Raw genomic sequence first — 13,671 nt, 5'->3', positions numbered from 1 at the left:
GCCCCGGGTTTTGACTTTAGCGTCTGGCGTCAGGCGTCCGGCGCCTCACCCCCCATCAACGCAGATCCGGCAGGTACTGCTCCAAGCCCAGGCTGCTACCCAGCCCCTTGCCAATGGAAACACCGAAGCGCTGCAACAATTGCTCCACCGGAGACGGGCTGTAGGTGTAGTTGACCAATTCCTCGACGCCGATCACATCCCGGGCCACCTGACCCGGGCTCTTGAGGCCGTCGATCAAGCCCAAATCCAGAGCCCGCTCGCCAGTCCAGAACAGGCCTGAGAACAATTCCGGGTGGCCATCCACCCGCAGGCGATCACCGCGCCCCTGTTTCACCGCGCCAATGAACTGCTGGTGAATCTCATCCAGCATCTCCTGCACGTGCCGGCGATGGGCCGGATTCACCGGTGCGAACGGGTCCATCAGGTCCTTGTTCTCGCCGGCGGTGTAAACGCGGCGCTCCACGCCCAGCTTCTCCGCCGCTTCTTCCAGACCGAATCCGGCCATGATCACGCCAATGGAACCGACAATGCTGGCCGGATCGGCGTAGATGTCATCCGCGGCCGAGGCGATGTAATAAGCCCCGGACGCGCCGGTATCGGTGATCGCCGCGTAGACCTTCTTCTCCGGGTACTTCTCGCGCAACCGCCGGATCTCGTTGTAAACCTGATTGGACTGCACCGGCGAGCCGCCCGGGCTGTTGATGCGCAACAGCACCGCCTTGGCATTTTTCGCCTCGAACGCCTCCCTCAGGCCGGCACTGATCAGATCCGCCGACGCCTCACTGTCAGCGCTGATGACCCCATTCACGTCCACCACCGCCACATGGGGCTCGGCCACCGCCAGAGCGCCATCGCGACTGGGAATCAGCATGAACAGAACAACGAACAGATAAACAAAGGTCAGCGTCTTGAAGAAAATCCCCCAGCGGCGGCTTTTACGTTGCTCCGCCTGGGCCTGCCCCAGCAGCTTCTCGATCAGCTGCCACTCTTTATTGCTGCCCTGCGGCCGGGACGGTGGTTGATTCGATTCCATCTACATCTGCTCCTCGCGTGATTACCCCTGCCCCGACCAGGGGCAGCAACTGTGGCAAAGCATCGATCATCGCCCGCGGATTGCGCTGACGCAGGCGCTCCGGCGTGTGGGCACCATAGCTGACCGCCACCCGGTCAACCCCGGCGGCCTCCGCCATATCCAGATCAAAGGTGGTATCCCCCACCATCAGTGCCCGCTCCGGCGCCACTCTCAATTCCTCCAGCAGCTCCAGCACCATGGCCGGATGCGGTTTGGAGCGGCTCTCGTCGGCGCAGCGGGAGGCGTGAAACAACGCCCCGAGGCCGGTGTTGGTCCAGACCCGGTCCAACCCTTTGCGCGACTTGCCAGTGGCCACCGCCAATCGCATGCCCCGCTCGCGCAGCGCCAGCAAAGTATCGCGGGCGCCCGGATAAGGCACACTGGGGGACCGCTCCGCCAATACGAAATGATGAGCATACCGGTCGCGCATGGTGCTCACCATGGCTTCGTCCAGGAAGGGGTACAAAGTGAGGATCGCTTCCGGCAAACCAAGGCCGATGATGCCGCGCACCTGCTCATCTTCCAACGCCGGCAACGCCAGGTCGCGGGCGGCACCGTGCATGCAGGCGACGATGCGGGCGGTGGAATCCATCACCGTGCCGTCCCAGTCGAAAATCACCAGATCGTAGCTCATCTTGCCAGCGCCTCGGGTAGCCTTACTTCACTTCAGGATCAGGATCGGGAGCGGCGCCGCAGTGCCGCCAGGATCGACTCGAAATCCTCGTCCAGGGGAGCCTCCACCCGCACCCGGCGCTCGCTGAGCGGATGCCGGAAAGCCAGGCTATGGGCATGCAGACACAAACGACGCACGCCGAGTTCCCCAAGCAGGCGATCACCCTGATCATTGCCGTACTTGTCATCCCCCAGCAGCGCGAAGCCGCCGAACTGACTGTGCACGCGGATCTGGTGGGTCCGCCCGGTGCCCAGAGTGGCTTCCACCAGGCTGACACCACCGAGCCGTTCGAGCAGCCGGAAGTCGGTGACCGAGGGCTTGCCTTCCCGGGATACGCGTACCACCCGCTCGTTGCCCTGCATTAATTTGAGCAACGGCGCCTCGATACGGCGTTCCTTGCCCTTGAAGCCCTGACACAACAGCCAATAGCGTTTTTCCACACCGCCCTGCTGCATCAACCGCTGCAATCGGCGCAAAAAACCGCGCCGGCGCGCCACCATGATGCAACCGCTGGTATCCCGGTCGAGCCGGTGCACCAGCTCCAGCTCCCGCTCCTCCGGATAGAGCACCCGCAACGCCTCGATCAAACCAAGACTGACGCCGCTGCCGCCATGCACCGCCAGGCCCGCCGGCTTGTTGAAGATGAACAGGTGCTCGTCTTCATAAATAAGGGTGCGCGAAAGCCGCTCCGCCAGAGCGTCACTGATTTTCGGCGGCGCCTCGGATTCGGCGGTGCGGATCGGCGGAACCCGCACGATATCCCCGCTCGCCAGGCGCGTGGTCTGTTTGGCGCGCTTTTTATTCACCCGCACTTCGCCGGAACGGATGATCCGGTAGATACGGGAACGGGGCACGCCCTTGAGGTGCGTGATGAGGAAATTATCCAGGCGTTGACCGTCACGACCTTCATCAATGGTAACGAAGGAAACGCGGTCGGCGGAGGGGGTCTCGGACATGCGGGGGATTCTGACCTCCGCCCCCGCGCAGGTCAATCGCCTCGCCGGGGCGGCAGCGCCATCAGATTGATCTTATTGCGGTTTTGTTGCTATAGTGCCTTGTCTGGCAACAGCTTTACGATCGTTGTGTCCGCCCATTACTGAGATTCACGGATGGCGGGGCGCGAACAGTGAAGCCGGTGGTCCCGTGAGCATGACGGGCGGCCCGGGCCGGCGCCCTGCTCCCCTATCGGGTCAAGTCAGGACGCCACCGGAAACATTATCCTTGCCGCTTCCCGTGCCCGCCCACCCAATCAGAGACGCTCGTTGCGCCCGGTTACCGTGAAAAGATGGCCTCCGATGCGCGATCGGAACGCTGATGACAGACTCATGTCGGCCGCGGCAGGCCAACGGCGACGCGCAGCGACCATTCGCCGTCAAGATCAGACCGCCCGCCCCGCCCGACCATGATGACGTCGCGAGAACTCCCACCGGAGCGCGACGCTGCAGCATGACCTCCCGGGCCGCGTCATTGCCCGGCAGGTTGCCGACAACCTAAACAGGCGGACTGCAGCCAGGCTGAAGACAGAGAACCGGTATACAGACAAACCAAAGTTTACCCGGTCCGGCGCCACGAAAATCCAAGCGCCGGGCACAGCGTGAAGCACAACCACGGGGCATGACATCCCCGGCGCAACACCAACGGAACGACTTCCTATATCCGGAGGAGAAAGAGTAACGAACAGGCAGAATCATCACCGTCGTCTCCGCGCCCGAAAAGCGCCGTACACACGTGACGTCGATGCCTGCGCGGCTTTTCCTCGTTCAGGGTCAGGGTCTGATACCGGCACCAAGCCGGCCCGCTGCATGCCGCCACGAACAACGTGGTAGCACAATGAAACGTATGTTGATCAACGCCGCCCATCCCGAAGAGGTTCGGGTGGCCCTGGTGGACGGACAGCGTCTTTATGACCTGGATATCGAACACCGCTCCCGCGAGCAGAAAAAAGCCAATATTTACAAAGGCAAGATCACTCGCATTGAACCCTCTCTTGAAGCCGCTTTCGTGGACTTCGGCGCCGAACGCCATGGCTTTCTGCCGCTGAAGGAAATTTCCCGCCAGTACTTCACCAAGGATCCCAAGGACATCCAGGGTCGCATCAATATCAAGGATGTGATCAAGGAAGGTCAGGAAGTGATCGTCCAGGTGGACAAGGAAGAGCGCGGCAACAAAGGCGCCGCCCTGACCACCTTTATCAGTCTGGCCGGCCGCTACCTGGTGCTGATGCCCAACAACCCGCGTGCCGGCGGTATTTCCCGCCGTATCGAGGGCGAGGAACGCCAGCAGCTAAAGGAAGCCCTGGCCAGCCTCAAGCTGCCCGATGAAATGGGCGTGATCGTGCGCACCGCCGGACTCGGCCGTGGCGCCGAGGAACTGCAATGGGACCTGGACTACCTGCTCAAATTGTGGGATTCCATTTCCGAAGCGGCGCAATCCCGCAAGGCCCCGTTCCTGATCTATCAGGAATCCAACGTCATCATCCGCGCCATCCGCGACTACCTGCGCAAGGACATCGGCGAGGTGCTGATCGACTCCGAGAAGGTGTTCGAGGAAGCCCAGGCCTTCGTCCAGCAGGTGATGGCCGACTACAAGCACAAGATCAAGCTGTATAACGAGGAGATCCCGCTGTTCTCCCGTTTCCAGATCGAGTCCCAGATCGAGACCGCCTTCGAGCGGGAAGTGAAGCTGCCTTCCGGCGGCTCCATTGTCATCGACCCCACCGAAGCGCTGGTGTCCATCGACATCAACTCCTCCCGGGCCACCAAGGGCGCGGACATCGAGGAGACCGCCCTGCAGACCAACCTGGAAGCCGCCGACGAGATCGCCCGGCAACTGCGGCTGCGGGATATCGGCGGCCTGATCGTGGTGGACTTCATCGATATGGGGCCGGCCCGCAATCAGCGCGAAGTGGAAAACCGCATGCGCGACGCCCTGGAAGCGGACCGCGCCCGCATCCAGCTTGGCCGCATTTCACGCTTCGGCCTGCTGGAACTGTCCCGTCAGCGGCTGCGTCCCAGCCTGGGCGAGACCTCCAGCATCGTTTGCCCGCGCTGTGATGGCCAGGGCCATATCCGTGACGTGAAGTCCCTGGCACTGAGCATCCTGCGCCTGATCGAAGAAGAGGTGATGAAGGAACGCACCGGCGAAATACAGGCCCAAGTGCCGGTGGCGGTGGGCACCTTCCTGCTCAACGAAAAGCGCCCGGTGCTGCGGGACATCGAAACCGCGCACAACGCCCGGGTGCTGGTGATCCCCAACCCGAACCTGGAAACCCCTCATTTCCAGGTCGAGCGGATCCGCGACGATCAGGTCAAATCGCAAACCAGCCATGAGCTGGAACTGGTGGACACCAGCGCCGAGGAGCCCACCACCAACACCCAGGAAGCCCCGGCGAAACCACAGGAACCAGCGGTTAAGCTGGTCACCCCGGACACGGCTCCCCCTGCCCCCAAAGCGCAACCGGCGGAACCGGCCGCGCCGGCGGCGGCAAGTGAAAGCACTCCCGGTCTGCTCGCCCGGCTGCTGGGCTGGTTCGCCGCCGTGTTCGGTGGCGGTGCCGAACAAGAACAGAAGCAGGAATCCAAAGGCGGCCAGAAAGACGCACGCCGTCAGCAGGATCGCCAGCCCCAGAACCGCGACCAGCGCGGCAACCGCGACAAGGAACGCGGCCGCCGTCAGCAGGATCGGGGCAACAACCGCAATAACCGGAACCGGCGGGAAGACACGGAGCAGCAGGACGATAACCGTCGTGGCAACCGTGGCAATCAGAACCGCAACCGCAACAAGGCGGACGGTCGCGACGGCGACAACGCCGGCGGCGGCAATAACCGTCGCGGTCGCAACCGTGGTGGCGACCGGTCCTCGGACAATAAGAGCACGGACAATAAGTCCAGCGACACGAAGTCCAGTGATACCCGGTCCAATAACGCCAGGACGAATGACAACCAGGGCCGCCAGGAACGCCGTGGCGAGGGCCCGAAAGCCAACCGGCGCCAGGACGCCAAGGACGATCGCCCGCTGCGCGAACGGGAACGGCCGCGCAAGAGCCAGGATGATCGCAAGGCTCAGCAGCAGGAGGCTCAACAGCAAGCCGCTCAACAGCAAAATAGTGGCGATGCTCAGCAGCGCAAGGATCAACAAGGCAAGGACGAACCCCGCAACGAAGGCAATAAGGCCGCCACGCAACGGGATAACGACCAGCGCCGTAATGATCAGCGCCAGCAAAACACCGGCCGTGGCGAGCAGGCGGAAAGCAAGCAGGACACCGCGAAAGGCGGTACCCCGGCTCAGCCTCCGTTGATGACCAGCGAAGACAACACGCCGGGACGCGATCAGGAACGTGGCGACAGCCGTCCGCCCAAGGCCAAGCTGGTTCCGGCTCAGGAAGGCGGAGAAGGCAAGGCGCAAGCCGACCAGGCACCGGCCCAGACCAAACCGGCTCAGGGCGGCGATGCCAAAGAGGCTCCGGCGGAGCAACCATCGGCGCAACAGCAAAAGGACAGCTCCCGGCAGCAGCACGAGCAGCCGGTGAGCAAGCCACAACAGCCGGAACAGGAAAGCAAGCGGGAAGCACCGCGGCCCGCCGCTGAAGCGCCGGTCCAGGACGCCAAGCCGGCGGCCTCCGCCCAAGTGGAAGAGCAGCCGGTACGACGTGCCGGCAACGATCCGCGCCAGCGTAACCGCCAGGCCGCGGCTCAGGCTCAGGCTCAGGCTCAGGCTCAGGCTCAGGCTCAGGCTCAGGCTCAGGCTCAGGCTCAGGCTCAGGCTCAGGCTCAGGCTCAGGCTCAGGCTCAGGCTCAGGCTCAGGCTCAGGCTCAGGCTCAGGCTCAGGCTCAGGCTCAGGCTCAGGCTCAGGCTCAGGCTCAGGCTCAGGCTCAGGCTCAGGCTCAGGCTCAGGCTCAGGCTCAGGCTCAGGCTCAGGCTCAGGCTCAGGCTCAGGCTCAGGCTCAGGCTCAGGCTCAGGCTCAGGCTCAGGCTCAGAACAAGCCTGAAGCGCCCGAGCCGGAAAAAGCCAACGGCGGCCCGGCCACGCAGCCGGAAAACGCTGCCAAACCGGTAGCGGAAAAACCGGCGGCGGAAAAACCGCAACCGGCGGCGGAGCCCACCCCTGCTCCAGTGAAAGCCGAGGAGAAAGCGCCAGAAAAAGCGCCGGAGAAAGCCGAGGCCAGCAAGCCGGCACCGACCGAGCAGCCGAAACCGGCGGCACCGGCGGCGGAACCGCAAGCGGAACCGAAGGCCGAGCCCAAAGCGGAAGCCAAGACTGAAACCTTCCCCTCCGACGACGCCAAGCCAAAGGCGGACAGCAAACCGGAGGAAGCAGCAAAGCCGGCGGTCAGCCCGGAACAGCCGGCACCGGCAAACGACGCCAAAAGCACCGGCTCCGAAGCCGCGCCGCAAGGCCGGGCCAGCAATGACCCACGTCTGCGCCGCCGCCAGCAACAACAGGAGGCGACTGCCGCGGCGGACAGCACCAAGGACGCCGACACCGGCGCCTGATGCCCTGATCCTTCAGGCATGAAAAAGCCCTCGCCGGGTTACCGGCGAGGGCTTTTTTGTGGCGCCCTGCACACTGATTCGCTGCCAGGGCAGCTTCCCACGGCGACTTCGTGGTCCTGCTGTGGGAAGCTGCCTTGGCAGCGAATACAGCATGAGCTCATATTTCCAAGACCAATAGACTGACCACGGCCGTGGATTCGGCGGCAAGCGCCAGAGCCTCCCCAACTGTGGGACACCACTGGCCCACGAGCCACGATTGATATCTCAGATTGCCAGGGCGCCCGGCATCAACACCGGCTCCTGCTCCAGTTCCACGCCAAAGCGCTGCCGCACGTCTTCCCGTACCGCCGCCGCCAGCGTCAGGACATCCACGGCGGTGGCGCCACCATGATTGACCAGTACCAGCGCCTGCTGATCGTGCATGCCCACCGGGCCGAGACGCCGGCCTTTCCAGCCGCTGCGCTCGATCAGCCAGCCCGCGGCCAGCTTACGACCTTCAGGCACCGGGAAAGAAACCAGTTCCGGATACGATTCCAGCAACCGCTGATAGTGCGCCAGAGAGACCACCGGATTCTTGAAGAAACTGCCGGCATTGGGCAAATCAGCCGGGTCCGGCAGCTTGCTTCGCCGCAAGGCGATGACCGCTTCGCGCACCCGGGCCGGGGTCACCGGCCCATCGCCTTCCAGCCGCTCCGCCAGCCCGCCATAGTCCAATCGGAAAGAGTCCGACGGGCAGTCGCTGCCACGGCGCAGATTCAACGTCAGGTGGGTAATAATGAATTCACCCCGGCAGCGGCTCTTGAACAGGCTGTCCCGATAGGCGAATTCGCATTGATCGGCATCGAAGCGGATATTGCTGCCGTCTTCCACCGACACCGCTTCCACCGTGGAGACCACGTCCGCCAGCTCCACCCCGTAGGCACCGATGTTCTGGAAGGGCGCCGCGCCGACGCTGCCGGGAATCAGGGAGAGATTCTCCAGACCCTGCCAGCCAGCGGCGACGGTGTCCGCCACCAGCCGGTCCCAGACCACCCCCGCGCCAACCCGGACCCGGGCCTGGCCCTCATCCACCTGCCGGTAGCTTACCTCGTCGAAAGCCGGCATCACCGTCAGGCCGGGCAAGTCCCCGGTCAGGACCAGATTGCTGCCGCCGCCGAGCACGAACAGCGGGTCAGTCCCGCGCCCGGTCAGCACCCGGGCCAGTTCGTCCACATCGGAGGGGCAGGCAAGGCGCTCGGCGCGGGCCGGCAGGGCCAGGGTATTGGCCGTGCTCAGATCCACATCGGTCTCGATCACAGTGACGCCCGCAACTGTTCCAGCCACAGCTCGCTGGCCCGTTCCACCAGGTCCAGCACCTGATCAAAGCCCTCCTCGCCGCCATAGTAAGGGTCCGGCACTTCCTCCGGCTCGCCTTCTCCCAGCACTTCCAGGAAGCGCGCCACCCGCGCGCGGGCTTGGGCCGGCGCCAGCTCGGAGACATCGTGAAAATTACTGTGGTCCATGCACAGGATAAGATCGAAACGGCGAAAATCATCCACCGTGATCTGACGGGCGCGTAACGTCTCCATGGCGTAACCGCGCCGTGCCGCCGCCGCGGCGGCACGGTGGTCCGGGGGGCGGCCGATGTGCCAGTCACCGGTGCCGGCGCTGTCGATCTCCAACCGCCCGCTCAGCCCCGCCGCATCCACCCGCTGACGGAATACCGCTTCAGCGGTGGGCGAACGGCAGATATTACCGAGACAAACAAACAGCACCGCCGGCGCGTTGAGATCAGTCATGCGCCTCTCCCCGCAACAGCGCTCTCATACGTTCCAGGTCCTCCGGCGTATCCACGCCACCGGGCACGTCCTCGCGGGCCGGCGCCACATGAATCGCCACGCCATTGGCCAGCGCCCGCAATTGCTCCAGGGATTCCAGCGTTTCCAGCGGTGCCGGCGGCCAGTTGACGAACTGGTGCAGAAAGCCGGCGCGATAGGCGTAGATACCGATGTGCCGCCACCACTCACCCTCACCGAGCTGCTCGCGATCCTTGGTGAACGCATTACGATCCCAGGGAATCGGCGCCCGCGAGAAGTACAGCGCGCGCCCCTGGTTATCGAATACCACCTTGCAGATATCCGGGCTGAACAAATCCCCGGCGGCGGTGATCGGCTCACACAGGGTGGCCATCTGACACTCCGGATTGGCGGCCAGATTCTCCGCCACCTGGTTGATCACCGCCGGCGGAATCAGCGGCTCGTCCCCCTGCACATTGACGATGATGTCGTCGTCGCCGAGCCCCAGTTGCGTTACCACTTCCTGCAAACGATCGGTGCCGGAGGGATGATCCGGCCGCGTCATCACCACCGGACAACGGTCACCAACGGCATCGGCGATGCGTTGATCGTCGGTGGCCACCCACACCTTGCCGGCGGCGCTGAGCAGGCAACGTTCCGCCACCCGCAGCACCATCGGTTTACCAGCCAGATCCGCCAATGCCTTGCCCGGCAGACGCGCCGACGCATAACGGGCCGGAACCACCACGGAAAAACTCATTCTCTCTCCTTCTCGACGGATGCCTTCTCGACGGATGCCGGCGCCGTCTTGAGCAGCGCCGGGTCCGGATTCAATGCGCGGTCGATCATGGCGTCCAGCACCGTGTCCGGCAAGGCCGCCCGCACCGGCAGCATCCACAGCCGGCTATTGTCGAAGCCCTGGCATTTCACTGCGTCCTTCTCGGTCATCACCACCGGGCGGCCGTCGGCGAACGCCAGATCCTCGGGTTTAAACGCATGGTGATCGGCAAACGCGTGTGGTGTCACCGCCAGTCCCAGCACCGCCAGGGAATGAAAAAAACGCTCCGGGTGGCCAATACCGGCAACGCCGTGCACGGCACCAAAACGCTCCCGAAACGCCTCACCGTCCAGGGTCAGGCCATCATTCAGGCGGGTCAGTTTACCGGGTTTGAGGTGCATGGTGACGGCCCCCGGCCAGACCCCGCCGTTGGCCACCAGAAAATCCACCTGATCGAGACGGTCGGCCGACTCGCGCAGCGGACCGGCGGGCAGGCAGCGGCCATTGCCAAGCCCCCGGCGGGCATCGATCACCACGATTTCGGCGGAACGGGGCAACGCGTAATGCTGCAGGCCGTCGTCACTGATCACCAGATCCGGCGCCAGTTCGCGCGTCACATAGCTCAAGGCGCGGTCCCGGCGCGGATCCAGCACCACCGGCACGCCGGCCCGGCGCACGATCAACAGCGGCTCGTCACCGACCACCGCCGGATCGCTGGAGGGTGTCACGGTCATCGGATATCGGCCGGCCTTGCCGCCATAGCCCCGGGAGATCACTACCACACTGAGGCCCCGCTCGCTGGCGCGCTGGGCCAGAGCCACTACCAGGGGGGTCTTGCCGGTGCCACCGACGGTGATATTGCCGACCACCAGTACGGGCACCGGCGGAGCGGTTCGCTGCCGGCGGAAGGCGGCCAGACGGCGCCCGGCAACCCGCCCCACCAGCCACCCCAGCGGGCGTAGCGGCGTCAGCCAGGGGCTGCCTTGGTACCAGCCCCGCTCCACGCGGCGGGCAAAATCAGTCATTAACGTCGTCGGCGAAATCCATCTTATAGAGTTGTGTGTAGAGTCCATTCTTTTCCAACAGCTCGGCATGCGTGCCCTGTTCGATCAACTGGCCCTGATCCAGCACCAGAATACGGTCCGCTTTTTCAATCGTGGACAAGCGGTGCGCGATCACCAGGGTGGTACGACCTTCCATCAGGCGTTCCAGCGCCTTCTGTATATGGTGCTCCGATTCCGTGTCCAGCGCACTGGTGGCTTCGTCCAGGATCAGGATCGGCGCGTCCTTGAGCAGAGCCCGGGCGATAGCCACGCGCTGGCGCTGGCCGCCGGACAGTTGGGCGCCGTCCTGGCCGACCATGGTGTCCAGGCCCTTGTCGAGGCCCTGGATGAAATCCCAGGCATAGGCGTTACGGGCCGCCTGCTCCACTGCCGCGTCGTCGGCGTCCCGCATCTCGCCATAGGCGATGTTATTGCGCACGGTATCGTTGAACAGCACCACCTTCTGGCTGACCATGGCGATCTGGTGACGCAGGTCCGCCAGCCTGTAGTCCGGCAACGGCACGCCGTCCAGCAGCACCTGGCCCTGATCCGGGTCGAAGAACCGGGGCAGCATGGCGGAGATGGTGCTCTTGCCGGCGCCGGAGCGGCCAATCAGTGCCACCGTCTCACCACTGCGAATGGAGAAACTGAGGTTGCGCAGCACCGGCTGATTTTCGTCATAGCCGAAGGTGACATCCCGGAATTCCACGTTGCCTTCGGTGCGCGGCAGCGTCAATTGTCCCAGGTCCTGCTCCACCGGGCGGTCCATCAATTCAAACAAGGAGGCGGCGCCGGTAACGCCACGCTGAATCTTCACATTAACGTCGGTAAGCTGCTTGAGCGGTTTCTGCACCATGCCGGCGGCGGCGATGTAGGACAGGAAACCACCCACGGTGAGCTGCTCGCCCATCATCGTGATGTACAGATAAGTGATGGCGCCAATGCCCACCGCCACGAACAGCTGCACGATCACCGTGGAGGCAATCTTGCTGGCATTGAGCTTGGTGTTCTGGCGCGCGAATCGGCGACTGACGCTGTGGAAGCGGTCGCCTTCCAGCTTCTGGCCACCGAAAATCTTCACCGCCTGATTGCCCTCGATGGCTTCACCAAGAAACTGGGTGATGTTGCCCATGGACGACTGAATACGGCGGCTGATGTGACGGAACCGTTTGCTGGTGACATTCACCACCAGGCCAATCACCGGCGCCACCACCAGCAGAATCAGCGTCAGTTTCCAATTCTGATAGAACAGGAACGCCATCAGTCCGATCACCGTCAATCCTTCCCGGAAAATCACCATCACCGCGTCGGTGCCGGCGCTGGTGACCTGCTGGGCATCAAAGATGATCTTGGACATGATGCGGCCGGAAGCGTTGTTGTTGTACTCCGACTGAGGCAGCCGCAACACATGACCAAACACTTCATTGCGCATGAAATAGACGATTTCCTGGGCCACCCAGGCCAGCGTGTAGCTACCAAGGAACTGCCCGACCCCTTGAGCCAGGGCGATGAGCAGCGGCGCGACGGAAACCACCAGGACCCGGTGAGGCTGCGGGTCGACCACGGTTTCACCCAGGTAGCCGGCCAGTTGCGCGGCGGCGGCCTGAGTACCGGCGTAGATGGCATAGCCGAAAAAACTGGCGAGTAACAGAAACCAGTGAGGTTTTACATAGCCCAGCAGTCGTTTATACGTTTGCCATGCACTTTCCGATTGTTGGCTCATTGGCCCTCTTCAGTGGCTTCACGTGTAGTGAGCGACAGCTTATCAAAGCCCAGTTGGCCCGCCACGTCCATCACCGTCACCACCGCCTGATAGCTGGCGTGGGCATCGGCGGTGATCAGCATGGGCCACTCGGTCTTGTCCTGGCCCAACCGCAACAGAGCGGAGCGCAGGCCGGCGTCGCTATTGTCGATCAGTTTTTCGCCGTTGATCACATATTCCCCCGCCGACGACACCAGAATCTCCACCGCCTGGGGCGCCTGCTCCGGCGGCGTGCCCTGCGCTTCCGGCAGAGTCAGCGACAACTGCGTTTGGCGGGTGAAGGTGGTGGAGACCATGAAGAAAATCAACAGCAGAAACACTACGTCGATCAACGGCGTCAGGTTAACGCTGATTTCTTCCTGCCTGGGCCGCGGGAATCTCACGACGTCGCTCCTTCCCTTTGCCCTTGCCTTTGCCCTTGTCCCCGCGCCGGTTCGCGGTCACCGTGGACCAAATCGACCAGATGCACCGCGTTTTGTTCCAGCCCGACGGTGATCTCCTCCACCCGGCGCACAAAGAAACGGTGAAAGAAAATCGCAGGAATCGCCACCACCAGCCCGCCGGCGGTGGTCAGCAGGGCCTGGGAAATACCGCCGGCAAGCTGCGCCGCATCGCCAGTGCCGTGGATCATGATCGCGGCGAACACGTCGATCATCCCCACCACCGTGCCGAGCAGACCCAGCAAGGGCGTGATGGCGGCGACCGAGCCCAGTGTCGCCAGGTACTTCTCCAGGTCGTGGACCACTCCGGTGGCCGCTTCCTGGATGCTCTCTTTCATGATCTCGCGGCCGTGCCGGGCGTTGGCCAGCCCCGCCGCCAGTATCACACCGAGGGCGGACTGCGATCTCAGGGTTTCCAGCCGCTCATCGGACAGTTGCCCTTTCTTCAACCACCCCCGCACCTCCGCCAGGGTGCCCGCCGGCGCCAGCCGGGACGGACGTAAAGTCCAGAATCGTTCCGCCACGATGGCCAGCGCCACCACCGAACAGATCAGGATCGGGAGCATCATCCAGCCCCCGGACCGCACCAATTCCTGCACGTTGTTATCCCCTTGGTCAGTTGCGATGGCGCGCCG

The 13,671-nt window shown here is 63.7% G+C and carries 11 protein-coding genes; 1 reads left to right on the top strand and 10 read right to left on the bottom strand.

The genetic code is table 11. The features are described 5' to 3' along the window. Positions 1–55 precede the first annotated feature (55 nt). From sppA to A6D6_RS06580, 3 genes are read right to left on the bottom strand one after another with little or no spacing between them, the layout of a single operon-like run. Positions 56–1,033 carry a signal peptide peptidase SppA gene (gene sppA / locus A6D6_RS06590; RefSeq protein WP_159660275.1) on the bottom strand — a complete coding sequence of 326 codons (978 nt, stop codon included), beginning with the start codon at positions 1,031–1,033 and terminating at the stop codon, positions 56–58. After that, positions 990–1,706, bottom strand: a complete 717-nt coding sequence (locus tag A6D6_RS06585) for an HAD-IA family hydrolase (RefSeq protein ID WP_133492947.1) — start codon at positions 1,704–1,706, stop codon at positions 990–992. The genes sppA and A6D6_RS06585 overlap by 44 nt, the downstream gene beginning before the upstream one ends. 38 nt (positions 1,707–1,744) lie before the next feature. Next, entirely contained in the window at positions 1,745–2,701 is a 957-nt protein-coding gene (locus tag A6D6_RS06580; RefSeq protein ID WP_133492946.1) for an RluA family pseudouridine synthase, read from the bottom strand. Between the two features lie 874 nt (positions 2,702–3,575). Between A6D6_RS06580 and rne the strand changes: the two genes are divergently transcribed. Next, positions 3,576–7,238, top strand: coding sequence for a ribonuclease E (gene rne / locus A6D6_RS06575; protein WP_201303711.1), 3,663 nt, complete (start codon positions 3,576–3,578; stop codon positions 7,236–7,238). A gap of 264 nt (positions 7,239–7,502) precedes the next feature. On the opposite strand, the gene murB is transcribed toward rne, so the two are convergent. From murB to A6D6_RS06540, 7 genes are read right to left on the bottom strand one after another with little or no spacing between them, the layout of a single operon-like run. Next, positions 7,503–8,534 carry a UDP-N-acetylmuramate dehydrogenase gene (murB, locus tag A6D6_RS06570; protein WP_159660274.1) on the bottom strand — a complete coding sequence of 344 codons (1,032 nt, stop codon included), beginning with the start codon at positions 8,532–8,534 and terminating at the stop codon, positions 7,503–7,505. Then, complete coding sequence (locus tag A6D6_RS06565) at positions 8,531–9,016, bottom strand: low molecular weight protein-tyrosine-phosphatase (RefSeq protein WP_159660273.1); 486 nt, start codon at positions 9,014–9,016, stop codon at positions 8,531–8,533. The genes murB and A6D6_RS06565 overlap by 4 nt, the downstream gene beginning before the upstream one ends. After that, a complete protein-coding gene (gene kdsB / locus A6D6_RS06560; protein ID WP_159660272.1) occupies positions 9,009–9,773 on the bottom strand; it encodes a 3-deoxy-manno-octulosonate cytidylyltransferase in 765 nt (254 codons plus the stop codon). The genes A6D6_RS06565 and kdsB overlap by 8 nt, the downstream gene beginning before the upstream one ends. Then, positions 9,770–10,816: a tetraacyldisaccharide 4'-kinase gene (gene lpxK / locus A6D6_RS06555; RefSeq protein ID WP_133492941.1), complete on the bottom strand. Its 1,047-nt coding sequence runs from the start codon at positions 10,814–10,816 to the stop codon at positions 9,770–9,772. The genes kdsB and lpxK overlap by 4 nt, the downstream gene beginning before the upstream one ends. Then, positions 10,809–12,557: a lipid A export permease/ATP-binding protein MsbA gene (gene msbA, locus A6D6_RS06550; RefSeq protein WP_159660271.1), complete on the bottom strand. Its 1,749-nt coding sequence runs from the start codon at positions 12,555–12,557 to the stop codon at positions 10,809–10,811. The genes lpxK and msbA overlap by 8 nt, the downstream gene beginning before the upstream one ends. Beyond that, on the bottom strand, positions 12,554–12,979 hold the full coding sequence (locus tag A6D6_RS06545; protein WP_133492939.1) for an ExbD/TolR family protein: 426 nt from the start codon (positions 12,977–12,979) through the stop codon (positions 12,554–12,556). Before A6D6_RS06545 ends, msbA begins: the two co-directional genes overlap by 4 nt. Continuing rightward, positions 12,976–13,635: a MotA/TolQ/ExbB proton channel family protein gene (locus A6D6_RS06540; protein ID WP_159660270.1), complete on the bottom strand. Its 660-nt coding sequence runs from the start codon at positions 13,633–13,635 to the stop codon at positions 12,976–12,978. Before A6D6_RS06540 ends, A6D6_RS06545 begins: the two co-directional genes overlap by 4 nt. Positions 13,636–13,671 lie beyond the last annotated feature (36 nt).

It is taken from the genome of Alcanivorax xiamenensis (assembly GCF_009846745.1).
GTDB classification, from domain to species: Bacteria; Pseudomonadota; Gammaproteobacteria; order Pseudomonadales; family Alcanivoracaceae; genus Alloalcanivorax; species Alloalcanivorax xiamenensis.
This window is presented reverse-complemented; position numbering and strand designations above follow the sequence as displayed.

Bases quoted from the DNA above. Each gene is read 5' to 3' on its own strand.
- sppA (WP_159660275.1), bottom strand. From the start codon at position 1,033: ATGGAATCGAATCAACCACCGTCCCGGCCGCAGGGCAGCAATAAAGAG.
- A6D6_RS06585 (WP_133492947.1), bottom strand. From the start codon at position 1,706: ATGAGCTACGATCTGGTGATTTTCGACTGGGACGGCACGGTGATGGAT.
- A6D6_RS06580 (WP_133492946.1), bottom strand. From the start codon at position 2,701: ATGTCCGAGACCCCCTCCGCCGACCGCGTTTCCTTCGTTACCATTGAT.
- rne (WP_201303711.1), top strand. From the start codon at position 3,576: ATGAAACGTATGTTGATCAACGCCGCCCATCCCGAAGAGGTTCGGGTG.
- A6D6_RS06565 (WP_159660273.1), bottom strand. From the start codon at position 9,016: ATGACTGATCTCAACGCGCCGGCGGTGCTGTTTGTTTGTCTCGGTAAT.
- kdsB (WP_159660272.1), bottom strand. From the start codon at position 9,773: ATGAGTTTTTCCGTGGTGGTTCCGGCCCGTTATGCGTCGGCGCGTCTG.
- lpxK (WP_133492941.1), bottom strand. From the start codon at position 10,816: ATGACTGATTTTGCCCGCCGCGTGGAGCGGGGCTGGTACCAAGGCAGC.
- msbA (WP_159660271.1), bottom strand. From the start codon at position 12,557: ATGAGCCAACAATCGGAAAGTGCATGGCAAACGTATAAACGACTGCTG.